This window comes from Mesorhizobium sp. WSM4989 (assembly GCF_029625795.1).
Classification (GTDB): domain Bacteria; phylum Pseudomonadota; class Alphaproteobacteria; order Rhizobiales; family Rhizobiaceae; genus Mesorhizobium.
In genome coordinates this window covers 65,621-90,744 of the sequence record NZ_JARTVN010000002.1, presented here as the reverse complement: position 1 = coordinate 90,744, position 25,124 = coordinate 65,621, and the positions used below count along the sequence as shown (strand labels likewise).

The window sequence follows — 25,124 nt, the reverse complement described above, 5'->3', positions numbered from 1 at the left end:
CAATTTGGCTAGCGGATGGATAACCCGGCAAGGGTGCCTTTGCACCTGCCAGCGATAGGAAGAGACTGATGCTGTACAAAGGCAGTTGCCACTGCGGCAAGGTGGCTTTCGAGGTCGCAGGCGAGCTCGGCGGCGCGGTGCGCTGCAACTGCTCGATCTGCGCGCGCAAGGGGGCGCTGCTCTGGGCCGTGCCACACGCCAGCATGCGCCTGGTTGCCTGGGGCGACGACCTCGGCAAATACACCTTCGGCAAGGGCTCGATCGCGCATCGCTTCTGCCGGACCTGCGGCATCCATCCCTTCGCCGAGGATGTCAGTCAAGGCAGCGAGCGCAGCGCCTACATCAACATCAATTGCCTCGACGGCATCGATCTCGCCGCTATCGAGGTTTTCGAGTTCGACGGCCGCTCGGCTTAGCCCAGACTGCATCGCCCTGCCGACAAGCCGGCCGTACCGGCTGGCTTGTCGGCGTCCAAGGTTATTCAGCCTGTTTCGGCCCGACGGCGAAAGTCACCAGCGCTGCGAGCAGCGTTGCCATGGCACCGTAGCCGAATGCGCTGGCGACGCCGGCATGGTCGACCAGCAGGCCGCCGAAGACTGCGCCCAGCGCGATCGCCACCTGGAACGTCGCGACCATCAGGCCGCCGGCGCTCTCGGCCTGGTCGGGAGCGGCGCGCACCAGCCAAGTCTGCAGCCCGACCGGCACCGCGCCGAAGGCAAAGCCCCATGCCGCAACTGCGATTGCCGCAATCACCGGTGAAGCGCCGATGGTGAGCATGGCAAGCGCCGACAGCGCGATCAGCAGCGGCGCCAGTCCGACCGCAAGCTTCAGATTGCGCTCGGCCAGGAAAGCGCCGGCGAAATTGCCGAAGAAGCCGCCGATGCCATAGGCGAGCAGAACCAGCGAGATGGTCTCGATCGGCATGACCGGCACCGTCTCCAGGAATGGCCGCACATAGGTGAAGCCGGCAAACTGTCCCGAGGCGACGAGCAGCACGACCAGCAGGGCGATGCGGATCGTCCGCCGCTTCAGTACCTCGATCAGCGTGCGAAAGCTCGCCACGGCCGTCGGCGGCAGGCTGGGGATGGTGGCAAGCTGTACGAGCAGCGTCAGCGCGCCGACGACCGCCGCGATCATGAAGGCCGTACGCCAGCCCCAGATGTCGCCGACATAGGCGCCGACCGGCGCCGCGGTGACGGTCGCCACCGATACGCCGGTCAGGATGATCGACATTGCGCGCGGCATCAGCCGCATCGGCACCAGTCGCATCGCCATGGCGGCCGACATCGACCAGAAGCCGCCGAGCGCGACGCCCAGCACCACGCGGGCCAGAAGCAGCATTGTGAGCGAGGAGGCGAAGGCGGCAAGCAGGTTGGAGACGATCAGAAGCAAGGTGAGCAGCCACATGACCAGCCTGCGGTCCAGCCGCTTGGTGACGATGGCCATCGTGGGTGCTGCGATCGCGCCGACGACGGCCGTCGCCGTCACGGCCTGGCCGGCGGCGCCTTCGCTGACGCCGAGATCCTGCGCCAGCCGCGTCAGCAGGCTAGCGGGCAGAAATTCGGCGGTCACCAAGCCAAACACGCCGAGCGCCAGCGAGACCACCGCGCCCCATACAGGCTCGCTTCGCTCCTCGGCTTCGGTTCTATCGAGAACAGCGGCATCGATGACGCCTGTGGCGGGTTCGGTCATGGGAAATCTCCGATCTGTTTTGCGGCGCCATTTGGAAGACCGCCAGTTCGGGATCCACCCGTTACAGGCCTGGCGCGCGACGCTGCAGTGCAACATAGGGAGTGACCGGCTGGAGTTTCCATGCTAGAAACGCCGGAATGAATTACAATTCGTCCAAAACCACATTCCCGGCGTCCGGCGATCCGCTGACCGACATGCTGCGCGGATTGCGGCTCGACGGCGTCGACTATGGCCGCTGCGTGCTGGGCGAACCGTGGGCCGTTTCCTTCCCCGCGCAGAAGGCGGCGCGGTTCCATTTCATCGGCCAACAGGGCTGCTGGCTGTTCTCACCGGCCAAGGAATGGATCGAGCTCTCTGTCGGCGACGCGCTCTTGATCCCGCGTGGCGATGAGCATGTGCTGGCGAGCGCGCCGGGCGTTCCGCCCGTGCCGATCGGCCGCTATACGATCGAGCCGGTCTGCGAGAACATCTATGACGTCTCCAACGGCTGCGACGGCTGCAAGACCTTGCTGTTTTGCGGCAGCGTGCATTTCAATCTCGACGGCTCGCATCCGCTGCTCGACATGATGCCCGACCTGATGCAGGCGCATAAGCTGATGGCGAACGCGCCGGGCATCCAGCATCTGCTCGATGCGATGGCTGGCGAGGTGACGATGGACCGGGTCGGCTCGGGCGGCATTCTCGCCCGCCTGGCTGACGTGCTCGCCGCCACAATCATCCGCTCCTGGGTAGAGAACGGCTGCGGCGACGCGACCGGATGGATCGCCGCGGTGCGCAATCCTGACGTCGGCAAGGTGCTCGCCGCTATTCATCTGCAGCCCGACCGGGATTGGACGGTCGGGGCCCTGGCCCGATTGATGGGCGCGTCTCGCTCCGCCTTCGCGCAGCGCTTCGCCACCGTGGTCGGCGAGACGCCGGCCAAATATGTGCTGCGCGTGCGCATGCATCAGGCGCGGCAATGGCTCGCCCGCGACGGCATGCGGGTGTCTGTCGTGGCGGCGAAACTGGGCTACGATTCGGAAGCTTCCTTCAGCCGCGCCTTCAAGCGGGTGATGGGTGTCGCGCCGAGCCATCTGCGCAATGGCGGCGGCGAGCAATCCTGACAGCCGGCGTTCAGGACGCTACCACGCTGGAGGAATTGCCAAGTCTTTTGGACGACGCGTCATTCTTCACCGACAGGGATTGCCTAAGCTGAGCCGAGGAGGAACCGCTCATGGCTAATCAACTCGCAGCGCTTGCGCTCGCCGCGCTCACCATCTCTCCGGGGCAGGCATTCGGCCTTGAAGACAGCTATCTGACGGCCGACAAGATCCCTTATGTCGTCGAAGCGCCGGACCAGCCGCAGCGCCTCGGCCCGCTATGGGGCTCGCGGACCGAGGGCGCGGCCGGCACGCTGCTCAAAGTTCCCGGCAACTGGCGCGCGCCGGTCCACGCGCACACCGCCGACTATCGCGCCGTGGTCATCAAGGGGCTCTGGGCGCATTGGCAGATCCAAGGCGGCGAGGCGACCAAGGTCGAGCTGCCGCCGGGCTCCTACTGGACCCAGAAAGCCAACGAGATGCATGACGATGCCTGCCTGTCCGACACCGAATGCGTGATCCTGCTGATCAACGACACGCCCTACGAAACCTATCTGCCGAAGTAAGTGCAGGCCGATAGCAATCGGCCGGTCCGCCCGCTATCCGGCGTGCCGCAGGCTGACCCCGCTGCCCTTATCGAACAGCACCACCTTGTCCGCGTTCCAGGCAAAGCGGACCGGCTGCTCGATCTCGACCGCGGTTCTCGCCGGCACGGTGGCTCTCAGCATCGTGTCGCCGACCCTCAGCGTCACGATCTTCTCGACGCCGTGGTTCTCGACATCGTGGACCTTAGCCTCGACCGGCGCGCCGCCTTCCAGATAGACGTCCTCCGGACGGATGCCGAAGACGAGCGGGCGACCGTCGCTCGCGCCGTCCGTCTTTAGCCCCCTGGCCCCCCCGCCAACCGGCAATTCGAAACTCATCGGCGCCATCACCGCGCGGTCGTCGACCAGCGTGCCGTCGATGAGGTTCATCGGCGGCGAGCCGACGAAGCTTGCGACATAGGTATCGCGGGGATTGTTGTAGATCTCCTGCGGCGTGCCGGTCTGCACGATGCGGCCATGGTTCAGCACGCCGACCTTGTCGCCCATCGACATCGCTTCGATCTGGTCGTGGGTGACGAACAGGAAGGTGGCACCGAGCTGCATCTGCAGGTTCTTCAACTCCGTGCGCAGCGCCTCGCGTAGCTTGGCGTCGAGCGCCGACAGCGGCTCGTCCATCAGGAACACGCGTGGTTTGCGCACGATCGCGCGGCCGATCGAGACGCGCTGCATCTCGCCACCGGAGAGCCGGTCGGTCTTGCGGTCGAGCAGATGCTCGATGCGCAGCGTGCGGGCGGCGCGCGCGACGCGGTCCTTGATCTCGGCATCCGGCAGCCGGCGAATCTTTGGCCTCAGCGGAAACTCGAGATTCTGCCGCACCGTGTAGCGCGGATAGAGCGAATATTGCTGCAGCACCAAGGCCACGTCGCGCTCGGCCGCGCTCCAGTCGGCGACGTCGACGCCGTCGATGAAGACCTGGCCCTCGGTCGGTTTCTCGAGGCCGGCGATCATCCGGAGCGTCGTCGTCTTGCCGGCGCCGGTTTCGCCCAAAAGCACGAAGAACTCGCCATCGGCGATATTGAGGTTGAGACCCGTCAGCGCGGTATGGCCGCCGAACTTCTTGGTGATGTTCTTCAGTTCGATATGGGCCATTACAGCCTTACTCCCAGCGACTTGCCGCTTGCCGTGTCGAAGAAATGCGCCTGTTCCGGGTCGATGCGGGCATGAACCTTCTCGCCCGGACCCGACACGTAGCCGGCCTTGGTGCGGGCGCGCAGCATCTTGGAGCCGACCTTGAGGTCGACAATGTCGAAGGAGCCGAGCGGCTCGATGATCTGCGCTTCGACCGGCACGTAGCCAGGAGCGGCATCATGCCGGACGAGCACGCCTTCCGGACGGATGCCGAGCGTCAAGCCACCATTGGAATGCCCGTTCAGCCTGGACAGGAGCTCGCGCGGGAACTCGAAACCCGCCGGCGCACCGCCGACGGTGACGGAGGCGGCGCCGGCCTGATCGGCGACGCTCGCCTCGGCGATGTTCATCACCGGGCTGCCGACGAATTGCGCCACGAACAGGTTTGCCGGGTGCGAGTAGACCTCGTCCGGCGTGCCGACCTGCTGGATGAAGCCCTCATGCATGATGACGATGCGGTCGGCCAGACTCATCGCCTCGATCTGGTCGTGGGTGACATAGATCGTGGTCGATCCCTGCTTGATGTGCAGCCGCTTGATCTCGGCCCGCATTTCCTCGCGCAGCTTGGCGTCCAGCGCGCCGATCGGCTCATCCATCAGCATCGCCTTCGGCCGCCGCACCAGCGCGCGGCCGATCGCCACGCGTTGCATGTCGCCGCCCGAAAGCGCAGACGGTCGCTTGTCCAGCAGGTCGGTGATCCGCAACACCCTTGCGATCTCGCGCACCGAGGTGTCGACTTCACTGCTGCTCATCCGCGTGGCCCGCAACGGAAAGGCGATGTTCTCGAACACCGTCATATGCGGATAGAGCGAAAAGGACTGGAACACCATGGCGATGTCCCGGTCTGCAGCTTTCAGATGCTGCACCGCCTTGCCGTCGATCAGGATGTCGCCCTGATCGATCGTCTCGAGCCCGGCAATCGCGCGCAGCGTCGTCGTCTTGCCGCAGCCCGACTGTCCAAGCAGCACGATGAACTCGTTGTCGGCGATGGCGAGGTTCAGATTATGGATGACCTGGACCGCACCGAAGAATTTCTCGATGCCGCGAAGTTCGATCTGCGTCACTGCCCGGCCCCCTCATGCGTCACGGCGCCGGTTTCCTCTCTCTGCTCCGGTGCGATTTTCGACGTGATGTTGAAGCCGATCAGCCCGATCAGGATGATCGTCACCCCATAGGAATGCAGGCTGAGGCTCCATGGCTGGCAGAGCGCGACGATGCCGAGCACCATGAGGATCTGCGATGCCGGCAAAAGGTACTTCTCGTTGACGGCGCGAAAACTCATTTGCGGATCGCTCCGAAAGTCACGCCGCGAAGCAGGTGGTTGCGCAGCAGGAAGGTGAAGATTGCAACCGGCAGCAGGAACAGGAACGTGCCCGCCGCGATCGTGGTCCAGTCCGGCAGGCCGGAGCCGATCTGCGACGGGATGAAGGGCGGCGCCGTCTGGGCGCGCCGGTTGGTCATGATCAGCGCGAAAGCGTACTCGTTCCAGGCGGTGATGAAGCAGAACACGGCGGTGGCGGCGATGCCGGTTGCGGCCTCGGGCAGAACGATCTTGAAGAAGGCCTGCATGCGCGTATAGCCGTCGACAAGTGCTGCCTCCTCATACTCTTTCGGGATCTCATCCATGAAGCCCTTCATCAGCCAGACCGAGAAGGACAGGTTGAAGGCGACGTAGAGGATGATCAGGCCGATATGGGAGTCGTTGAGGCCAACTGCCCGGTACATCAGGAACATCGGGATGGCGACGACCACCGGCGGCAGCATGCGCGTCGAGAGGATGAAGAACAGAAGGTCCGCCTCGCCGGCAATCTTGAAACGCGAGAAGCCGTAGGCGGTGAAGGTTCCCATGCCGACGGCGAGAACGGTGCTGACCACCGCCACGATCAGGCTGTTCATGAACCGGTCGGGATATTGCGAAAGCTGCACATCCTTGCCGACCTTCAGCACCCGCTCGCCGCCGTCGTAGATGCGCTTTTCCCACCAGGGCGCGGCTTCGTAGACTTGCGGGTCGACGGTCTTCTGCATCTGCACGCGCTTGGTGAAGAGCCGCACGAACGGCGTCACCTCGGGCTCGAACAGCACGGTTGGCGGCACGCTGACGGCGAGCTCCTTCGGCTTGAATGCCGTCGAGGCGATCCAATAGATCGGTGCGAGGAAGACCAGCGTGGCGATCAGCACCGCGGCGATGGCGACACGGTTGAGCGCGACCTCGGAAGAAGTGCGGACGGCGGCCATCTCAGCGCTCCTTCACCTTGTTGAGATACTTCACGTAGAGGTTGGTGATGGCCAGCACCATGATCAGCACGATGTAGGCGAGCGCGCAGGATTTGCCGGTGTCCCACTGCTGGAAGGCCTGCTTGTAGAGCCGGATCGCGATCAGCTCGGCGGTCGGCTGAGTCGTCATCGTGTAGGCGATGTCGAAGGTCTTGAAGGCTTCCATGGTGCGGAAGATCAGCGCGATCAAAAGGATCGGCGAGACCAGCGGCAACGTGATGCGGGTGAAGGTGTACCACCAGCTGGCGCGGTCGATCGCGGCGGCTTCGTAGAGGTGCTGCGGCACCGCCGACAGGCCGGCGAGCGACAGCAGCATGACGAAGGGCGACCACATCCAGATGTCGGTGATCGCGACGGCGTAGAGCGCGCTGTCGGGATTGGAGAGCCAGGCGAAGTCGCCGAGGCCGAAGACGTAGTTGATCGGTCCCCAGGACGGGCTGTAGAGCAGCTGCCAGAACAGGCCGACGACCGCCGCCGACATCATCATCGGCAGCAACAGCAAGGTCGTGATCAGGCCCTTCATCGGAAAGCTGCGGTTGAGCAGAAGCGCGAGGCCGAAGCCTACGATCATCTGCCCGGCCACCGACACGATCACATATTTCGCGGTGATGACGAAGTTCGACCAGATGTGATCGTCGCTGAGCAGCTCGCGGTAATTCTGCAGGCCGACGAACTGCCAGGGCTCGCTGCGGTTCGCGGCGAAGTTGGTGAAGGAATAGCCGAGCGAATAGATCAGCGGAAAAATGTTGAAGACGATCAGGAAAACCAGCGTCGGGATGATGAACATGTTGCGGATGGTCAGATCCGACCAGCCTCGCGCGGCGGCCCTGGATGCTGGATCAAGATTGGTAAGGGCTACCGAAGCCAACGGTCGTTCTCCCTGAAACAGGAATGCCGGAGGGGAAACCCTCCTCCGGCATTCTGACTGTGACGCCTACTTGTAGCGGTTGTATTTGGTGAACGTCGCCTTCCAGTCGGCGGCGGTCTTGTCGAGCGCTTCCTGGGCGGTGCCCTTGCCGCCGACCACGAACGGATAGATATTCTGGTTCAGCTGATCGAGCACTTCGGCATATTCAGGCGTTGCCCAGAAGTCCTTGACCATGAACATCGTGTCGTAGAAGGCCTTGTTATACGGCGTAGCGTTCTGGAAGGCCTCCGACTTCAGCACGGCCTGGCTGCAGGTATAGCCGCCGAGCTCGGCCCACTTCTTCTGGGTCTCGTCCTTGATGAACCACTCAAGGAATTTCATCGCCTCGTCCTTGTTCTTCGAGTACGAGACGACGGAGATGCCCTGGCCGCCGAGAGCGGCGAAGCGCTTGCCGTCCGGACCGGCCGGGTTGGCGAAGAAGCCGGTCACGTCGGCATAGGGATTGGTGGCTTTGTTCACCAGCGGCGGGAAGAAGGCGAAGAAGTTCATGCTCATCGCGGCGAGCCCGCCAGTGATGGCTTGGTTGTCCTCCACGAAGAACGTCTTGCCCCAGCCGGGAGGCGTGAACTTGTAGAGTTCCTTGTACATTTCGAGGCCGGCGACGGCCTCCTTGGAATTGGTGATGCCGTCGACCTTGTAGGTCGCGTAGTCGCCGAGATCGCCGCCATAGCTGAAGATCGCGCTTTCGACGCCCATCGCCATCGCGTCATACGAGTTGTCGGTGTAGATCGCGACGCCGTAGCGCTTCTGGTCCGGACGATGGAAGAACTCGGCGATGTCGCGCAGCTGCGCATAGGTCTTCGGAACATCGAGGTCGTAGCCGTACTTCGCCTTGAAGGCTTCCTTCTCCTTCGGGTCCTCGAACCAGTCCTTGCGGTAAGACCAGCCGATCGCATCGCCTTCCAGCGGGATCGCCCAGTACTTGCCGGAACCGCCCGGGTACTCGGCATAATATTTGATGGTCGCGGGCGCCATCACATCGCCAAGCTTATGCTTGTTGAAGAAGTCGGTCAGATCCACATAGTGGCCCTGCGTCGAGCCGGCGCCCAGCCATTGCGAGTCGCCGACCACCATGTCGTAGGCGTCGCCATGCGCGTTGAACTCGGTGAAGGCCTTGGTCTGGAAATCAGGCCACGGCGTGGTCTGCACCGTGACTTTCACGCCCGTCTCGGCCGTGTAGTCGTTGACGAGTTCCTGCAGATAGTTCGCCGGATCCCATTCCGCCCAAAAGATGGTGAGTTCCTTGTCTTGCGCGCGGACGGATGTCCCGCAGGCAAGCGCCAGCCCGATACCAGCGATCACGCTGGTCACTATCTTGCGCATAGTTTTCCTCCCTTGTGCGCCTTCTACCTTGTCATGCGGGCCGGCATAGCGGGTCGGCCCTGGCAGTTCCTCCCGTGACGGCATTTCCGGTTTCGGGCCTCCTCGCCCGACCAGAAAAATCGATCGCAACCTCCACCTTCGCTCCGCTTTACGCGTCCTGATCTGGTATTACCAATTCAAGAGGGACGTCAAGTTCTTTCTTGTGCAGTCCAAAACGGTTCCACAAGCCGCTCAAAGCGATATCCCTCTGTTTTCTATAATTTTTCGTACTCCTTGATATGCGGAGACCTTGTCTCCAGCGGTGTATTGCACTCATTGTTGTTGACATCCTCTCCAATCTGGTCGAACCAGATTCAGGACATGTCTATTTCAGCTGATGCCGAACCTCCAGTCGCCTTCGCTCCTGATTCCGCCACCGCCGCGCGCACCAGCGCGCCCGCCGCCCACTCGGCGACCGCCATCATGTCACGGCTGTCCAGCCCCCACATATCCTTCAGCACGATCAGCACCTCGACACCGAACATCATCGACAGCGCCTGGGCAAGACGCTTGAACTGGCGCGGCTTGAGCTGACCCTTGAGCGGAGCGATCGCGTCCTTCAGGAGGTCGATCCGATGGCCGCGCTTGAAAGCCGGTTCGGCGCCTAGCGTTCCAGCCTGCCGTCTCGCCCACTGGTCGAGCGAAAGCTTGAGCGCCGCCTTGAACGTCGCCTCGAAAGCCTCGATGCGCGGCATGGCGGAGGCGAAGAGTTCGGCAACCCGCTGTTCCGGATCTTTCGAATTCGATTTCCAGGTCAGGATCGGTCCGAGCCCCTCGTCGACGACCGCCTGCACCAGCGCGGCCTGGCTCGGAAAGTAGCGATAGGCGGTCGCGCGCGACACTTCCGCAGCCTCTGCAACCTCGCTGACCGAAGGCGTCACGCCGGACTGCATCAGCCGCGTCGCCGTTTCCAGCATCAGCCGCCTGGTACGGGCGCGGGCACCCTTCCCGGCTCTCAGCTGCTCGGCGTCATCGGAAGCGGCTTGTTGACGTGAGACATCCATATCAATACGATACGCGCGTCTCAAAAAATTGCAATGGCCGGACCAAGCGCCAGGCCCGAAGCGGCAGGCCGCACCGCCGAGCAGGCCGGCTAACCGAGGAGACGACGGGGAAAGGCGAATGAAGCGTATCTATGTGGTCGGCACCGCCGACACCAAGGGTGAGGAGCTTGCCTTCCTGGCCGACGCCGTCGCCGTCGGCGGCGGCTCGGTCGTCCGCGTCGATATCGGCACACGCGGCGCGACCGTCCCGGTGGATGTCGCGGCAAGCGAGGTCGCCGCGCATCATCCCGATGGAGCCGGCGCCGTGCTCGGCACTGACGACCGCGGACTCGCCGTTGCCGGCATGGGTGTCGCCTTTATCCGCTTCATCCAATCGCGCGACGACGTCGCCGGCGTGATCGGCATTGGCGGCGGCGGCGGCACATCGATTGTCACCGCCGGCATGCGCGCCCTACCGCTCGGTCTACCGAAGATCATGGTCTCGACGCTGGCCTCCGGCGATACCGCGCCTTACGTCGATGTCTCCGACATCGTCATGATGCCGTCGGTAACCGACATGGCCGGCCTCAATCGTCTGTCGCGCGTCGTCCTGCACAACGCCGCCCAGGCGATCGCCGGCATGGCGGCGAGGCCGGCCCCGTCAACTGCTGGCAAGCCGGCGCTCGGCTTGACCATGTTTGGCGTCACCACGCCCTGTGTCACGGCAATCGTCGAGCGCTTGCGCGCCGACTATGACTGCATGGTCTTCCATGCGACCGGCACAGGTGGCCGCTCGATGGAGAAGCTTGCCGATAGCGGCCTGCTCGCCGGCGTCCTTGATATCACCACAACCGAGGTCTGCGATTTGCTGTTCGACGGCGTGCTGCCGGCGACGGAGGATCGCTTCGGCGCCATTGCTCGCACGAAACTGCCCTATGTCGGCTCGGTCGGCGCGCTCGACATGGTGAACTTCTGGGCGCCGCCGACTATCCCCGACAAATATCGCGGGCGGCTGTTCTATGAGCATAATCCGAATGTCACGCTGATGCGCACTACCGCCGAGGAGAGCCGCCGGATCGGCGAATGGATCGGCGGCCGCCTCGCCCGTTGCGACGGCCCGGTGCGCTTCCTGATCCCGGAAAAAGGCGTGTCGGCGCTCGATGTCGAAGGCGGCGCCTTCTTCGATCCGCAAGCCGATGCGGCGCTGTTCGAAGCCATCGAGCACACCATCAAGCCGACCGCGAACCGTATCGTGACGCGCCTGCCGCTGCACATCAACGATCCTGCATTCGCCAAGGCCGCGGCCGAGGCTTTCCTCGACATCGCCAAGAAGTGAGATCCGACAAACATGGCCGCCATCCCGCGCAAAACCATACTGGAAAGGTTCCGCAAGATGATCGCCGATGGCGTTCCGATCGTCGGCGGCGGTGCCGGTACCGGCCTGTCGGCCAAGGCCGAGGAAGCCGGCGGCATCGATCTCATCATCATCTACAATTCCGGCCGTTACCGCATGGCCGGGCGCGGCTCGGCCGCCGGCCTGCTCGCCTATGGCAATGCCAACGAGATCGTCAAGGAAATGGCCTATGAGGTGCTGCCGGTGGTAAAGAAGACGCCGGTGCTGGCCGGCGTCAACGGAACCGACCCCTTCGTCATCATGCCGCTGTTTCTCGCCGAACTGAAGACGATGGGCTTTTCCGGCGTGCAGAATTTTCCGACCATCGGCCTCTTCGACGGCACCATGCGGCAGAGTTTCGAGGAGACCGGCATGGGTTTTAGCCTCGAGGTCGACATGATCGCCGAGGCGCACAAGCTCGACCTGCTCACCACGCCTTACGTCTTCAACCCCGACGAGGCGCGCGCCATGACCAAGGCGGGCGCCGACGTAGTCGTAGCCCATATGGGCGTGACCACAGGCGGCTCGATCGGCGCGACCTCGGCGAAGTCGCTGGATGCCTGCGTCGAGGAGATCGATGCGATTGCCGACGCCGCGCGCTCGGTGCGCAAGGACGTCATCCTGCTTTGCCATGGCGGGCCGATCTCCATGCCCCATGATGCGCGCTACATCCTCGAGCGCTGCGAAGGACTGCACGGCTTCTACGGCGCAAGCTCGATGGAACGGCTGCCGGCCGAGGCGGCGATCGCCAGGCAGACGGCGGATTTCAAGGCAGCGGCAATCGGCAAAGCGAAAATGCCAGCAACTAGCAAGGGATGAGGCAATGGCCGACAAGAGCAAGGTGTTCGTTTATCCGAAGGAGGTCAGCGCCTTCGGCTTCGACTGGGGCAAGCTGGCCCTCACGGTCGCGCCGGAAGTGAACGGCGCGGAGCGCTTCTCCGGCGGCGTCGTCGACCTGCCGCCCGGCAAGGGGCACACCCGCCACAACCACCCAGGCGCGGAGGAGATCATCTTCGTGATTTCCGGCCATGGCGAACAGATGGTCGAGGACGAGAAGGGCAATCCGGTGGTCGCCAAGGTCGGTCCCGGCTGCACCGTCTATGTGCCGGAAAGCCGCTTCCACTCGACGCTCAACACGGGCGATCAGCCGATGCAGCTTTTCGTCGTCTATTCGCCGGCCGGCCCGGAGCTGGCGCTGCGTGACCTGCCGGATTTCAAGCTGCTGCCGCGAGAGGCAAGCAATTGATGGCAAATCGCTTGCGGGCGTTATTCGCCCACCGGTTTGCTTCGCAATCACCTCTCCAGGTATGTATGGGGGCTACAGCAAACAGGTGTGCGGAGACATCGCGCACAGTCTCGTGCGAGTTGCCGCGAACAGCACCTCCAGGCTAAGCCCAGAATGCATCCCAGGCGTAGAGGTCGTAGAAGTGTTCCCGGCCATCGACTACCTTGCCGGCCCTGATGTCGAAGACGATGCAACAGAGCACATCAAGCTGTTTGCCGTTGCGTTCCCCGGTATTGCGATGGACGCCGACTACACGTCCGTCCTCACTTTCCATGACATGCAGAAGATTCGCCCTGAAGGTGCCAAGGGTTTGCCCGCCATAACGGCCCAACTGGGCAAAAGTCGCCTCACGGCCTTTGTAGTCCCCGGCGATCGGATTCCTTCCCGGGCTGTGCCACGTGCATTTCTCGTCGATGATTTGCGCAAGCGTGTCCATGTCTCCGGAGTTGAAGGCGGCGTAACCCCGCCGAATGAGCTCGGAGTTCTGATTTCTTGATGTTACGTCTGCCATAACTTCCTCCTGCTACCGGCCCGACGTAATCGGTCTGGTAGGAGGCGCCGGGCCACAACTCAAGTCAGCAAGATACACCCAGGACGGCGGGCGCGCACGACGAAGCTTGTTTCCCATCAATCCGCAGAAGCCGCCCGAGGTTTGAACTCGGTCATTCGGAGTGATTGGTTTCCCGAACGCGCTCTAGGCGACCCCGCCCCTGTTCCAGCCACGCCCGCGATCGCCGAACATCGCATAGCCTGTGTCGGTCACCTCCACGGTATCCTCGAGCTTGATGAAGCCGCGCGTCGGGTGGAGCATGGTGGTCTCGACCGAAAGCACCATGTTCTTTTCCAGCGGCTTGGCCGCATAGGTGCCTTCATAGGTGACCGGATGGTTGGTCATCAAAAACGGCGCTTCATGCGTGATCAGCCCCATGCCGTGAGCGAAGAAATCCGTGAAGGCCGCGACCTTGGAAGCCTTCAGCACGCTCTCGGCATGCGCGATCATGTCGCCGCCGAGCGTGCCGGCTTTGACCTTGGAGAACGCGGCCTGCTGCACCGACTCGACTTCGGACAGCAGATCCTCGAGCTCGGCATCCGGTTCGCCAAGAATACCCATGCGGCAGAGGTCGCCGATATAGCCGTGATAGTTGCCGCCGGAATCGATCGACAGCACCTCGCCCTGCTTCCACGTCTGGCTCGAGGCGGCACGGTTGTGGCTGGCACCCAGTGTCAGCAGACAATATTCGAAATGCGCGCCGCGATTGGTCTCCTCGCGCCGTAACTGCTCGATGATGTCGGTCTTGGTCGTGCCCTCGCGCGCCCAGGCGATCGTCGCCAGCATCGAATCGGTGATCAGTTCGGAGGCGATGCGCAGCTTCTCCAGTTCGGCCTCGGTCTTGACGGCGCGCATGCGCTCCAGCATGCCGGTGGCATCGATCAGCTTTGCATCCGGCAAGGCCTTGCGGATCAGCGAGTAAGCGTCCGAGGGCAGGAAAGCAGGCTCGATGCCGATGCGGGCAGCACCCTTGCCGATCTTCTGCAGATGCTCGACGGCAAGGTTGGCGGCGTCGAGCGTGCCCCAGCAGGCCGCATGCAATGTCGGTGTCCAGAACGGATGGTTCTCGTGCTCGCCGCCTTCCATCTTGTTGCCGATATAGGCCGCATGCTCCGGCCCGCCTTTTTCATAGAGGACGATCGGCAGGTAGCGGCTATGGCCGATGGCGTCCATCGCCGCGAAAAAGATGAACTTGTAGCCGCCGAGCAGATATTGCGTGTTGTGCTTGGAGGTGGCGAAAAGCACATCGATGCCGGCCTCCTCCATCAGCCGGTCCACCCGAGCCTGGTCGAACGGGATGCCGCTGGCCTCGGTTTTGCCCGGAGCGATGTTCATCTTTCCCTCCCTGATTTCCTCGGCCGCTCAAGCAGTCAAACATGATGAAACTGCCGTTTGCGACCAAATCTGCACCATCTTGACCGTTCTGGTCCAGCCAGCGTTGACAGCATCCCCCTGATCCCGCCCTCTCCTACTTGGCTTGAGGCCGCGTACGGCTTATTCTGGTCCTACCAGATAGTCGCGACCGCAGACCGAATATAACTGGTCCAGCGGACGAAAATTTCAGAGCCAAGCCAGCATGCGCCAAATCCGTCTCTGGCGAAACCTTTGCCAAGGGCCATAATCCCGCTGATTTTGAGGTTGCCCGCGCCGGTCGCGGGTGAAGAGGGGAGCTTGAGGATGTCCGGATTGCCGATTTCACGCCGCGGCCTGCTGGCTGGCTCGGCACTGCTTCTGGCCTCGACCGCGTTGCCGGCCATCGGCCGGGCGCAGACGCCGAAGAAGGGCGGCAGGTTGATCGTGGCCGCCGACTCCGAGCCGCGCAACCTCAATCCGGCTATTGTCGCTTCCAACGGCGTCTTCTTCATCTCCAGCAAGGTGGTCGAGACGCTGGCCGAGGCCTCCTTCGACGGCAAGGACGGGCTTCAGCCGCGCCTTGCGCTTTCCTGGGAAGGCTCGGCCGACGGCCGGTCGGTGACCTTCAAGTTGCGCGACGGCGTCAGATGGCATGACGGCAAGCCCTTCACCTCCGCCGACGTCGCCTTCTCCGCGCTGCAGGTCTGGAAGCCTCTGCAGAATCTCGGCCGCACGGTGTTCAAGGACCTTGAAGCCGTCGACACGCCCGACAAGCTTACGGCCGTGTTCAAATTCGCCAAGCCGACGCCGTTCCAGCTGATCCGCAACGCGCTGCCGGCATTGAGCAGCGTCGTGCCGAAGCACGTCTATGAGGTGGGCAAGATCGAGGACAACCCGGCCAACAACGCTCCGGTCGGCACCGGCCCGTTCAAATTCGCCGAATACAAGGCCGGCCAGTACTATCGGCTTGCGCGGAACGATGCCTATTGGGACAAGGACGAGCCCTATCTCGACGAGATCGTCTACCAGGTGCTGCCCGACCGAACCTCTGCGGCTGCGGCGCTCGAGGCGGAAGAAATCCAGCTCGCCGCCTTCTCCGCCGTGCCGCTCGCCGACCTCGACCGCATCTCAAAGGTGCCGGGCCTGAAGGTCATCACCAAGGGCTATGAGGGGCTGACCTACCAGCTCGTCGTCGAGATCAACCATCGCCGCAAGGAACTGGCGGACCTGAAAGTGCGGCAGGCGATCGCGCATGCCATCGACAAGGATTTCGTCGTCAAGACAATTTTCCTCGGTTACGCCGCGACCGCAACCGGTCCGGTGCCGAAGAACGATCCGCAATTCTACACTGCTGACGTCCCGATCTACCCCTTCGACGTCGCCAAGGCCAACGAGCTGCTCGACGAGGCCGGCTACAAACGGGCCGACGACGGCAAGCGCTTTGCACTGAAGCTGCTGCCGGCGCCGTATTTCAATGAGACCAAGCAGTTCGGCGATTACCTGCGCCAGGCGCTGGCCCTAATCGGCATCGACGCCCAAATCGTCAACAACGACTCGGCCGCCCATATGAAAGCGGTCTATACCGACCACGCCTTCGACCTCGCCGTCGGCCCGCCGGTGTTCCGCGGCGACCCGGCGATCTCGACCACCATCCTGGTGCAGAGCGGCATCCCTGACGGCGTGCCCTTCTCCAACCAGGGCGGCTACAAGAACGCCGACCTGGATGCGCTGATCGCCAAAGCGTCAGAGACGCTCGACACATCCGCCCGCACCGAGCTCTACAAGGAATTCCAGAAAATGGTGGCGGCCGACCTGCCGCTGATCAACGTCGCCGAGTGGAGCTTCATTTCCGTCGCCCGCGACACTGTCGGCAACATCGCCAACAACCCGCGCTGGGCGGTATCGAACTGGGCGGACACCTTTTTGGCGGGTTGATCCGCACTTGCGGATTGCCTGCCTGGGTGCTGAGCTTTGAGAATGAGAGTTCCGTCGCGCCCCCCTCTGTCCTGCCGGACGCGGCATCCAAGGGTTGGCCCTGATATGGCGTCGCCATGACCCGAGCCCTCACCCTCCTGCGCCGCCGTCTCGTCGGCAGCGTCTTCGTGCTGCTGATCGTCGTCATCGGCAGCTTCCTGCTGCTCGAAGCTGCCCCCGGCGACGCGGTCGACGCCTATATCGTCTCGACCGGCGGCGATGCCGGCATGATCGAATTGCTGCGCCACCGCTGGGGCCTCGACCAGTCGGAACTGACCCGGCTCGCCAACTATCTCTGGGCGCTCTTGCACCTCGACCTTGGCCAGTCCGTCACGTTCTCGCGGCCGATCCGCGACGTCATCCTCGAACGCCTGCCGACCACGCTCATCCTGATGGGCAGCGCAACCGCGCTCTCCTTCGGCCTCGGCTCGGCGCTCGGCATCTATGCCGGCGCCCGTCCCGGAAGCTTTCGCGACCGCTTCCTGTCGATCGGCTCGCTGGCGCTCTACGCCGTGCCGGGGTTCTGGCTCGGCTTTGTGCTGATCGTCGTCTTTGCCGTCGACCTGCGCTGGCTGCCGATCGGCGGCATCGAGACCATCGCATCGGCCAAGACCGGGGTGGCGCGGGCCGGCGACATCGCCACCCATCTTGTGCTGCCGGTCTCGGCGCTCGGCTTCATCTATCTCGCGCTCTATCTGCGCATGATGCGCGCCGGCATGGCGGAAGCCTGGCGGCAGGATTTCGTGCTTGCCGCCCGTGCCAGGGGCTTGCCGCGCCGGCGCATCGTGCTTGCGCATGTCGCCCGTAACGCGCTGCTGCCGCTGGTCACCATGCTCGGCTTGCAATCGGCGCAGATGCTGGGCGGCAGCGTTGTCATCGAAAGCGTCTTTGCCGTCCCCGGCCTCGGCCGGCTGGCGCAGGAAGCCGTCGCCGGACGCGACACGCCGCTGCTGCTCGGCATCATTTTGGTGAGCGCCGTGCTCGTTATCGTCATCAACCTCCTGGTCGATCTCGCCTACGCCTTCCTCGATCCGCGCGTCGGTGCCGGCGAGGCGGTCGCATGAAGAGGCTGCATCGATTTTTCCAGACGCCGGAAGCGATCGCCGGCGCACTCATCCTCGCCTTGCTCGTCGCGATCGCGCTGGCAGCGCCGCTGCTCTTTCCGGGCGACCCGCAAGCGATCGCCGGCTCGGCCTTGCTGCCGCCGTTGCAAAATTGGTCGCTGCCGCTCGGCACCGACCGGCTCGGCCGCGACGTGCTGGCCGAACTTTTCCACGGCGCGCGCACCTCGCTGGCGGTTGGACTAGCGGCGGCCGCAGCTGCGCTTCTGGTCGGCGCGGTGGTGGGCACGCTGGCCGGTTTCGCCGGCGGCTTGATCGACGAGGTGCTGATGCGCATCACCGACGCCTTCCAGACCGTGCCTAGTTTTTTGCTGGCGCTGGCCTTCGTCAGCATCGTCGGCCCCTCGCTTGGTGTGGTGATCGCGGCCATCGCGCTCGGCGCCTGGACCGGGCCGGCGCGGGTGGCGCGCGCGGAAGTCCTGTCGATCCGCGAGCGCGACTATGTCGCCGGCGCTCGCGTCATCGGCATGCATCCGCTCGAGATTGCCTTTCGCGAGGTGCTCCCCAATGCGCTGCCGCCGGTGCTGGCGCTTTCCTCGGTGATCGTCGCGGCCGCCATCCTCACCGAAGCAGCGCTTTCCTTCCTCGGCCTCGGTGATCCCAACCGCGTCACCTGGGGCGGCATGATCGCCGAAGGCCGCACTGTCTTGCGCACCGCGCCTTTCCTGTCGATCGTTCCCGGTATCGCGCTGGTGCTGACCGTTCTCGGCATTTACCTCGCCGGCGAGGGCGTGGTGGAAAGCACCGCGGTACGCAGGAGCCTGTCGTGACTGCGCTGCTTTCGATCCGCGATCTGACCGTGCGGTATCGGCGAGACGGCGTCGAGGTAACGGCGCTGAAGGGCATCAGCCTTGATGTGGAAGCCGGGGAACGCCTTGCGATCATTGGTGAGAGCGGCTCGGGCAAGAGCACGCTGGCGCTGGCGGTTGCGGGATTGTTGGCGGAAGCGGCCGAGGTTGGAGGTTCGATCGAGTGGCAGAAACCTCGATCGTCTCATTCCCTCACACCCCCCTCCGTCCAGTCGTCCGGCGGGATAGAGGGGGGTGCGCAGGATCGCCAGCCTCCGCATTTTCAGCCCATTGGTGGCCGCGACATCGGCTTCGTCTTCCAGGACCCCTCCTTCAGCCTCGACCCGGTGATGCCGGTCGGCAAGCAAATCGCCGAGGTCGCACGCACGCATCTCAACCTCAACTGGCGCGAGGCCTATGCCAAAGCCAAAACCCTGCTCGAGCGCGTCCGCCTGCCCGACTCCGAAGCCGTCTTGCGCGCCTATCCGCACCAGCTGTCCGGCGGCCAGAAGCAGCGCGTTGCAATCGCAGCGGCCATCGCCGCCGCCCCTAAACTGCTGATTGCCGACGAGGCGACCAGCGCGCTCGACACCATCGTCCAGGCCGAGATCGTTTCCCTGATCCGCGGGTTGGTCAACGAGGACGGCCTGACGCTCGCCTTCATCAGCCACGACATCGCGCTCGCCGCCACGCTCGCCGAACGCATCGCGGTGCTGCGTCATGGCGAGTTGGTCGAATTGGGCGACACGGACCAGATCCTTAACGCGCCGCGCCATGCCTATACGCGCACGCTGCTCGATGCCCATCTCGGTCTCGACGCCAGGCCGCTTCTTGACCGGCAAGGCGCCCCGGCATGACCGTGCTCGCCGTCTCCAATCTCTCCAAGCGCTATCGCCGCGGCGGCAAACCCTTTGCGGCCGTCGACGATGTCTCGTTTGAGATCGGCCCGGCTGAAACGCTGGCCCTCGCCGGTCCGTCCGGCAGTGGCAAGTCGACCGTTGCGCGGCTGGTGCTGCGCCTGCTCGAGCCCGACACCGGGCGCATCCAATTCGAGGGCACAGACTTCCTTAACTTGTCGGGCGCCGCGTTGCGCGACCGCCGTGCCCGCCTCCAGATGGTCTTCCAGGATCCGCTCGCCGCCTTTAACCCGCGCTCCACCGTGGCGCGTGCGCTGGACGACCCGTTGCGCATCCACGGCATCGCCTCGCGCTCGGAGCGCCCGCGCCGCATCGCAGCCCTCCTGGAGCGGGTCGGCCTCGATGCCGGCCTTGCCGCGCGCGCGATCCACGAGATTTCCGGCGGCCAGCGCCAGCGGGTAGCGATCGCCCGCGCCATCGCCACCCGACCGTCGCTGATCGTCCTCGACGAGGCGGTCTCGGCGCTCGACGTTTCGGTGCGCGGACAGATCCTGGACTTGCTGCTCGACCTGCAAAGACAGGAACGGATCGCCTATCTCTTCATTTCGCATGATCTCGGCGTAATCCGCGCCCTCGCGCATCGCATCGTTCTCCTCGATGCCGGCCGGGTCGCCGAGAGCGGCGACGCCCGCACCGTCATCGCCAGCCCGCAATCGGCGGTCGGCAAGGCGCTGGTGGCGGCAACCCCGAGGCTGAATAGGATCAAAACACCATGACCGACTCCGACGCAGCCATTGCCGAAAAACTGTCGCGCGAGCTCGACTCCGCCTTTCGCTACCGGGGCGATCTCTATCGCCTCTTCCTCGATGAGTTGACCGCCGAGCTTGGCGCCGAGAAGGCCGAAGCATTAATGATCCGCACCATCGAAAAGCGCGGCCGGGAAGTTGCAGCGGCCGCTTTCGCCGGTTTCGGCCCCAATGATGCGCTGGCGATCGGCGAGGCGTTCCTTTCCGTCAGCCCGGATGGCGGGCGCATGTATCCGACCGACGTCGAGCGCAGGCCGGACCGCATCGCTTTCAAGGTGAAGCGCTGCCCGCTGAAGGATGCCTGGATCGAGGCCGGCGTCGGCGAGGAAAAGCTTGCCACGCTCTGCCGCATCGCCGGCGCCTTCGACCGCGGACTGTTCGAAGCAACCGGCGTGCGCTTCGCCAACGTGACCTGGACGCCGGGCCACGGCTCCGGCTGCTGCCACATCGCGCTGACCAACCGCGACACCTAGCGAGCCGACGATTTGACTTTCGGCCGAAGACGTGCAGTTCCGCGCCGGATTCGTCGCTGGCACCGACGGGAAAGTCGGCGCTCAACGCCTGAGTCGATCGCGCATCGCATACCACAGCATGCCGAGCACATAGAGCGGCCCGCGCAGCGCCGTGCCGCCGGGGAACGGCAGCGGCGTCAGCGTCGAGAACAGGTCGAGCCGCGAGGCGTCGCCGGTGATCGCTTCCGCGAGCAGCTTGCCCGACAGCGTCGACAGGATGACGCCCTTGCCGGAATAGCCATGCGCGAAATAGACCTCGCCATAATGCCCGACATGCGGCAGGCGCGACGTCGTCACAGACACGAGCCCGCCCCAGGCATGGTCGATCCGGCACCCCCTAAGCTGTGGGAAGGTCTTTTCCATATGCGGCCGCACGAAGCCGCCAATGTCGGCGGGGGGCGAGGGCGTATAGCGCTCGCCGCCGCCGAACAGCAGGCGGCCATCCGCGGACATGCGGTAGTAATTGACCACGAAAAGCGTGTCCGAAACCGCGGCGTTGGACGGGATGACGTTGCGCGCGCCCAACGGCTCGGTGGCGACGATGTAGTTGCCGATCGGCATGATGCGGCTGTTGACGCGCGGCTCGAGCCCGTTGAGCAGCGCATCGCCGGCCAGCACCACATGCCTGGCACGGACCGAGCCCTTGTCGGTGAACACCCGGATAAAGGGTTCGCGCTCCAGCCGGACGGCGACCGAGTTCTCGTGGATGGTGACGCCAGCGGCAGAAGCGGCCCCAGCGAGCCCCAGCGTGTAGTTCAGCGGATGCATGTGTCCGCCGAGCGTCTCGAAGGATGCACCGAGATAAGGCGTATCGACCATGCGCCGCGCCTCCGCCGCCGACAGGATCTCGACATGCGGGAAGTCCATCACCTTGGCGAGGCACTCGGCCTCTTCCTCGAATTCGCGCATGTCGGAGCCGTTGACCGCGCCGACCAGATGGCCGGTCAGCCGCAAGTCGCACTCGATGCCGTGGCGCTCGATAATGTCGAGCACCAAGCCTCGCGCCTCGAAGGCGAGGTCGAACAGCGCCTTCGCCCGCTCCGGCCCGAACGCTCTGACCAGCTCCTTGGCGCCCTTGCGCAGACCGGGGATTATCTGGCCGCCATTGCGCCCAGAGGCACCCCAGCCGATCTTGCCGCCTTCGAGCAGCACCACTTTAAGGCCGCGTTCGGCCGCATGGAGCGCCGCCGAAAGCCCGGTGCAGCCGCCACCGACGACCACCAGGTCGGCTTCTGCATCGCCGGTAAGCGCCGGATGGTCCGGCGCCGGATTGGCAGTCGCCACATAATAGGATTTGCCGATATCAAGACCGGAATTGAAACCCGTCGAAGCCATGGTCACACCTTGAGCAGCAGATGGTCGCGTTCCCACGACGTCACCACGGTCTGGAACAGGTCGAGCTCTACGCTTTTCACGCGCAGATAGGTTTGGAAGAAATCCTCCCCGAGCAGCACCCGCACCGGCTCGCAGGCGGCGAAACGGTCGAGCGCTTCCTCCATGGTCTTGGGCAGCGTGCTCTGGCTGCGATAGGCGTTGCCGAAGGCCTCCGGCGAGCGGGCCAGCTTCTCCTCGACGCCGAGATATCCGGCGATGAGCGAGCCGGCCATGGCGAGGTAGGGATTGGCGTCGGCGCCGGGCAGCCGGTTCTCCACCCGCCGCGCGGCGCGCCCGCCCATTGGCACCCGCAAGCCGCAGGAGCGGTTGTCATGCGACCACTCGATATTGGCCGGCGCGCTGTGGCCCGGCCGGATGCGGCGATACGAGTTCACGTTCGGTGCAAACAGCGGCATGATTTCAGGCACGTATTTCTGCAGGCCCCCGATGAAGTGCGCGAACATTTCTGTGTCCTCGCCGTCTTTGCCGGCAAACAGGGGCTCGCCGCGCTCGTCGACGATGGACATGTGAAGATGCATCGAGCTGCCGGCCTGCGTCGCGATCGGCTTCGCCATGAAGGTGGCGTGCATACCGCTCGCCTGCGCCGCCTGCCTGGCCATGCGCTTGAACAACAGCACCTTGTCGGCCAGCGCCAGCGGGTCGCCATGGAGGAAGTTGATCTCGAGCTGCGCCGTGCCGGATTCGTGGATCAGCGTGTCGAGGGGCAGGCCGGCGGCCGCGGCGTGGTCATAAAGGTGACGCGTCACCGCTTCGAACTCCTCCAGCGCCTGCATGTCGTAGGGATGCTGCACGCTTTCGGGCCGTCCGTTGCGCCCGACTGGCGCGGTCAGCGGCCGATCCGGATCGGGATTTGGCGCCGTGAGGTAGAATTCGAGCTCCGGCGCCATCACGGCGTGCCAGCCGCGCCGGCGGTAAAGATCGAGCACGGCCCTCAGCACATGGCGCGGCGAAGCCATCCACGGCCGTCCGTCCATGTGAAACGTATCGGCAAAGACATAGGCCTTGCCGGCCCCGGGCGCGGGGCTCAGCGTCGACAGGTCGGGCACCATGCGCATGTCGGGGTCCTGGTAGGCGAACCCTTCATCGATGGAGCCGGAATAGCGGCCGTCGATCGCGACCAGGAAAGCGCTGCTCGGCAGGTAGAGCGCACGGTCCTCGAGCGACTTCAGGAACTTGGCCGCCGGCAAGGCCTTGCCGCGTAGCACACCGTTGACATCGGGCACCAGGCACTCGACCTCGCCTATTCCATGCGTGGTCAGCCAGCTTTGCGGATCGGCGCTGGGAAATGAGGAATTCAGTTTGTCAGGCATCGGTCATGTCCGTACGAAGGAGAAATCGCTTCGGCGGGCACGTCCGTTTCGGTTTGAGCGCTGAGTAAGCTACGTGATCTGAACGACGGACGCCCGCCTGATGGCCGGCCAACAGGCCGGATCGAGCACTCCGCATACCCCCTCGGTCCAGCCGTCACGAACGACATGCGAACCGACCTTGGTCTCCTCCGCGCGTTGCAGATTCTCGTGCCGGCAACAGCGCATGACTAGTGATGCCCCGCTGAAAGACGATTTCTTGCGGCCGAAATTGAAAACAGCCGAGAGCCGGAGCGGCTTTTTTCCATTTGCACGGCAAACCTCTTCAAGGAACCTGGCCTACGGTTTGACCGATCGTTGCTTCCGGCGCAAGCCCACCCGCTGGGACCACTCCGCGCGTTGCCCGCCCGAAGGAACTCGCTGCCGGTTTTGATGTTCCCACTGAGCACGCCACCGGCGCACAGCGCGGCCGACGGAATTCAGCACGATCAGGAGCGATGGGATGGAAAGCACGATCGAAACGGGGGCATGTTTTTGCGGGGCGATCGCGGCCGAGATGCAGGGCGATCCGTTCTGGATCTGCTTCGACCATGATGACGACTGCCGCCGGGCGATCGGAAGCCCGCTGACCATCTGGATCGGTTACCGGCCGGACCAGTTTCGCTTGACCCGCGGCCAGCCCAGGGAATTCTCGAAAACCCGGGGCATCGTCCGCAGCTTCTGCGAGAAATGCGGCACCTCGATCGCCTATCGCGACGAGGGACTGAACGACGAGCTTTATGTCACCATCGGCTTCTTCGACCATCCGGAGCGGTTTCGGCCACAAGCCCACGCCTATTGGCGGCTGCGTCTGCCCTGGCTGGAATTTTCCGACGATCTGCCGCGTATCGACACCTACTCGCGACGCCGCGATCCGGCATTTGGAAATCCCGTCGACCGGTAGATCGCTCGCCAAGCGCGCCTCAGCCGATGCTTTCGCCGCCGTCGACGACCAGCGCCTGGCCGGTCATGAAGGACGAGCGGTCGGAGACCAGGAACAGGATTGCTTCGGCGATCTCCTCCTCGCTCGCCCAGCGCCCCATCGGGATCTTGGTCCGGACATAGTTTTCGATCGCGTTGCGTCCGCCCATCTGGGTGATGAACGGCTCGTTGAACGGCGTGTCGACCCAGCCCGGACAGAGCGCGTTGATGCGCACATTGTGCTTAGCGTAGTCGAGCGACATCTGCCTGGTCATCGCCACCACCGCATGCTTGGACGTGGCATAGGCGATCATCTCGCGATCGTAGAAGACGCCGGAATTGGACGCAGTGTTGAGGATGACGCCGCCGCCCTGCGCGATCATCGCCGGCATGACGGTCTTCGCCGCGAGGAACTGCGCCCGCACATTGATCCGCCACGACGCGTCCATGCCGTCGGTGCTGACTTCCGTCAGCGTGCCGCCGACCTGGATGCCGGCATGGCTGTGCAGGATATCGATCCGGCCGTGCTTGCCGAGCGTTCCCGCTATGAGGTCCTCGACCGCCGTGTCGTTGGCGACATCAGTCGCAACCGCTTCGGCCCGGCCGCGGGCTGCGCGGATAGCGGCCGCCGTGGCCTCGCCTGCCGCCGGATCCCGGTCGGCGATCACCACGACAGCCCCTTCCCGCGCCATGATCATGGCGCCGGCGCGCCCGATGCCCGACCCGGCGCCCGTCACCACGGCGATGCGATCTTTCAAAATCATGGATCTGT

At 64.2% G+C, this 25,124-nt stretch carries 26 protein-coding genes; 13 read left to right on the top strand and 13 right to left on the bottom strand.

All coding sequences use genetic code 11. From position 1 onward, the window contains the following. The first annotated feature begins 68 nt into the window (after positions 1-68). The gene (locus P9217_RS13205; protein WP_095823532.1) at positions 69-416 is read left to right on the top strand and encodes a GFA family protein; all 348 of its coding nucleotides are present in this window, start codon (positions 69-71) and stop codon (positions 414-416) included. Between the two features lie 61 nt (positions 417-477). Here the strand turns inward: P9217_RS13205 and P9217_RS13200 are convergent, their stop codons facing one another. Continuing rightward, positions 478-1,692, bottom strand: a complete 1,215-nt coding sequence (locus tag P9217_RS13200) for an MFS transporter (protein ID WP_095823533.1) — start codon at positions 1,690-1,692, stop codon at positions 478-480. Between the two features lie 137 nt (positions 1,693-1,829). Here P9217_RS13200 and P9217_RS13195 point away from each other — a divergent pair, with 137 nt between their 5' ends. Both P9217_RS13195 and P9217_RS13190 read left to right on the top strand, forming a co-directional pair. Beyond that, positions 1,830-2,795, top strand: a complete 966-nt coding sequence (locus P9217_RS13195) for an AraC family transcriptional regulator (protein ID WP_278087029.1) — start codon at positions 1,830-1,832, stop codon at positions 2,793-2,795. Positions 2,796-2,905: 110 nt separating this feature from the next. Continuing rightward, on the top strand, positions 2,906-3,337 hold the full coding sequence (locus P9217_RS13190) for a DUF4437 domain-containing protein (RefSeq protein ID WP_067318979.1): 432 nt from the start codon (positions 2,906-2,908) through the stop codon (positions 3,335-3,337). A gap of 33 nt (positions 3,338-3,370) precedes the next feature. On the opposite strand, the gene P9217_RS13185 is transcribed toward P9217_RS13190, so the two are convergent. From P9217_RS13185 to P9217_RS13155, 7 genes are all read right to left on the bottom strand, one after another. Next, positions 3,371-4,465, bottom strand: coding sequence for an ABC transporter ATP-binding protein (locus tag P9217_RS13185; RefSeq protein WP_278087028.1), 1,095 nt, complete (start codon positions 4,463-4,465; stop codon positions 3,371-3,373). Next, positions 4,465-5,568 carry an ABC transporter ATP-binding protein gene (locus tag P9217_RS13180; protein ID WP_278087027.1) on the bottom strand — a complete coding sequence of 368 codons (1,104 nt, stop codon included), beginning with the start codon at positions 5,566-5,568 and terminating at the stop codon, positions 4,465-4,467. Before P9217_RS13180 ends, P9217_RS13185 begins: the two co-directional genes overlap by 1 nt. Further along, the gene (locus P9217_RS13175) at positions 5,565-5,786 is read right to left on the bottom strand and encodes a hypothetical protein (RefSeq protein WP_066989971.1); all 222 of its coding nucleotides are present in this window, start codon (positions 5,784-5,786) and stop codon (positions 5,565-5,567) included. Before P9217_RS13175 ends, P9217_RS13180 begins: the two co-directional genes overlap by 4 nt. Then, a complete protein-coding gene (locus P9217_RS13170; protein ID WP_066989974.1) occupies positions 5,783-6,739 on the bottom strand; it encodes a carbohydrate ABC transporter permease in 957 nt (318 codons plus the stop codon). Before P9217_RS13170 ends, P9217_RS13175 begins: the two co-directional genes overlap by 4 nt. A gap of 1 nt (position 6,740) precedes the next feature. Next, on the bottom strand, positions 6,741-7,646 hold the full coding sequence (locus P9217_RS13165; protein WP_095780122.1) for a sugar ABC transporter permease: 906 nt from the start codon (positions 7,644-7,646) through the stop codon (positions 6,741-6,743). Between the two features lie 66 nt (positions 7,647-7,712). Then, on the bottom strand, positions 7,713-9,029 hold the full coding sequence (locus P9217_RS13160; protein WP_066989980.1) for an extracellular solute-binding protein: 1,317 nt from the start codon (positions 9,027-9,029) through the stop codon (positions 7,713-7,715). 353 nt (positions 9,030-9,382) lie between these two features. Next, positions 9,383-10,072 carry a TetR/AcrR family transcriptional regulator gene (locus P9217_RS13155; protein ID WP_067318987.1) on the bottom strand — a complete coding sequence of 230 codons (690 nt, stop codon included), beginning with the start codon at positions 10,070-10,072 and terminating at the stop codon, positions 9,383-9,385. A gap of 118 nt (positions 10,073-10,190) precedes the next feature. On the opposite strand from P9217_RS13155, the gene P9217_RS13150 reads away from it, so the two are divergent. Genes P9217_RS13150 through P9217_RS13140 form a run of 3 tightly spaced genes read left to right on the top strand, consistent with a single transcriptional unit; the run spans position 10,191 to position 12,690 of the window. Beyond that, positions 10,191-11,387: a Tm-1-like ATP-binding domain-containing protein gene (locus P9217_RS13150; protein WP_278087026.1), complete on the top strand. Its 1,197-nt coding sequence runs from the start codon at positions 10,191-10,193 to the stop codon at positions 11,385-11,387. 12 nt (positions 11,388-11,399) lie between these two features. Beyond that, positions 11,400-12,263: a phosphoenolpyruvate hydrolase family protein gene (locus P9217_RS13145; RefSeq protein ID WP_067318991.1), complete on the top strand. Its 864-nt coding sequence runs from the start codon at positions 11,400-11,402 to the stop codon at positions 12,261-12,263. A gap of 4 nt (positions 12,264-12,267) precedes the next feature. Next, a complete protein-coding gene (locus P9217_RS13140; protein ID WP_067318993.1) occupies positions 12,268-12,690 on the top strand; it encodes a cupin domain-containing protein in 423 nt (140 codons plus the stop codon). Between the two features lie 142 nt (positions 12,691-12,832). Here the strand turns inward: P9217_RS13140 and P9217_RS13135 are convergent, their stop codons facing one another. After that, positions 12,833-13,240 (bottom strand): nuclear transport factor 2 family protein, encoded by a 408-nt coding sequence (locus P9217_RS13135; protein ID WP_278087025.1) that lies wholly within the window; start codon positions 13,238-13,240, stop codon positions 12,833-12,835. 183 nt (positions 13,241-13,423) lie between these two features. Then, positions 13,424-14,614, bottom strand: a complete 1,191-nt coding sequence (locus tag P9217_RS13130; protein ID WP_278087024.1) for a Xaa-Pro peptidase family protein — start codon at positions 14,612-14,614, stop codon at positions 13,424-13,426. 342 nt (positions 14,615-14,956) lie between these two features. Here P9217_RS13130 and P9217_RS13125 point away from each other — a divergent pair, with 342 nt between their 5' ends. The 6 genes from P9217_RS13125 to P9217_RS13100 all read left to right on the top strand — a co-directional run bounded on the left by P9217_RS13125 (position 14,957) and on the right by P9217_RS13100 (position 20,651). Beyond that, entirely contained in the window at positions 14,957-16,567 is a 1,611-nt protein-coding gene (locus P9217_RS13125) for an ABC transporter substrate-binding protein (protein ID WP_278087023.1), read from the top strand. 116 nt (positions 16,568-16,683) lie between these two features. Further along, positions 16,684-17,670, top strand: a complete 987-nt coding sequence (locus P9217_RS13120; RefSeq protein WP_278087022.1) for an ABC transporter permease — start codon at positions 16,684-16,686, stop codon at positions 17,668-17,670. After that, entirely contained in the window at positions 17,667-18,497 is an 831-nt protein-coding gene (locus tag P9217_RS13115; protein ID WP_278087021.1) for an ABC transporter permease, read from the top strand. The genes P9217_RS13120 and P9217_RS13115 overlap by 4 nt, the downstream gene beginning before the upstream one ends. Next, a complete protein-coding gene (locus P9217_RS13110) occupies positions 18,494-19,372 on the top strand; it encodes an ABC transporter ATP-binding protein (protein ID WP_127217526.1) in 879 nt (292 codons plus the stop codon). The genes P9217_RS13115 and P9217_RS13110 overlap by 4 nt, the downstream gene beginning before the upstream one ends. Next, on the top strand, positions 19,369-20,148 hold the full coding sequence (locus P9217_RS13105) for an ATP-binding cassette domain-containing protein (protein WP_278087020.1): 780 nt from the start codon (positions 19,369-19,371) through the stop codon (positions 20,146-20,148). The genes P9217_RS13110 and P9217_RS13105 overlap by 4 nt, the downstream gene beginning before the upstream one ends. Next, on the top strand, positions 20,145-20,651 hold the full coding sequence (locus tag P9217_RS13100) for an L-2-amino-thiazoline-4-carboxylic acid hydrolase (protein ID WP_127241440.1): 507 nt from the start codon (positions 20,145-20,147) through the stop codon (positions 20,649-20,651). Before P9217_RS13105 ends, P9217_RS13100 begins: the two co-directional genes overlap by 4 nt. An 81-nt stretch (positions 20,652-20,732) precedes the next feature. Here the strand turns inward: P9217_RS13100 and P9217_RS13095 are convergent, their stop codons facing one another. Together P9217_RS13095 and P9217_RS13090 are read right to left on the bottom strand one after the other, a co-directional pair. Further along, entirely contained in the window at positions 20,733-22,025 is a 1,293-nt protein-coding gene (locus P9217_RS13095) for an FAD-binding oxidoreductase (RefSeq protein ID WP_164746883.1), read from the bottom strand. Between the two features lie 2 nt (positions 22,026-22,027). Next, positions 22,028-23,395, bottom strand: a complete 1,368-nt coding sequence (locus P9217_RS13090; RefSeq protein WP_278087019.1) for a glutamine synthetase family protein — start codon at positions 23,393-23,395, stop codon at positions 22,028-22,030. Positions 23,396-23,894: 499 nt separating this feature from the next. On the opposite strand from P9217_RS13090, the gene P9217_RS13085 reads away from it, so the two are divergent. Then, a complete protein-coding gene (locus tag P9217_RS13085) occupies positions 23,895-24,335 on the top strand; it encodes a GFA family protein (RefSeq protein WP_095780081.1) in 441 nt (146 codons plus the stop codon). Between the two features lie 19 nt (positions 24,336-24,354). On the opposite strand, the gene P9217_RS13080 is transcribed toward P9217_RS13085, so the two are convergent. Then, complete coding sequence (locus P9217_RS13080; RefSeq protein ID WP_278087018.1) at positions 24,355-25,116, bottom strand: glucose 1-dehydrogenase; 762 nt, start codon at positions 25,114-25,116, stop codon at positions 24,355-24,357. Positions 25,117-25,124: the final 8 nt, after the last annotated feature.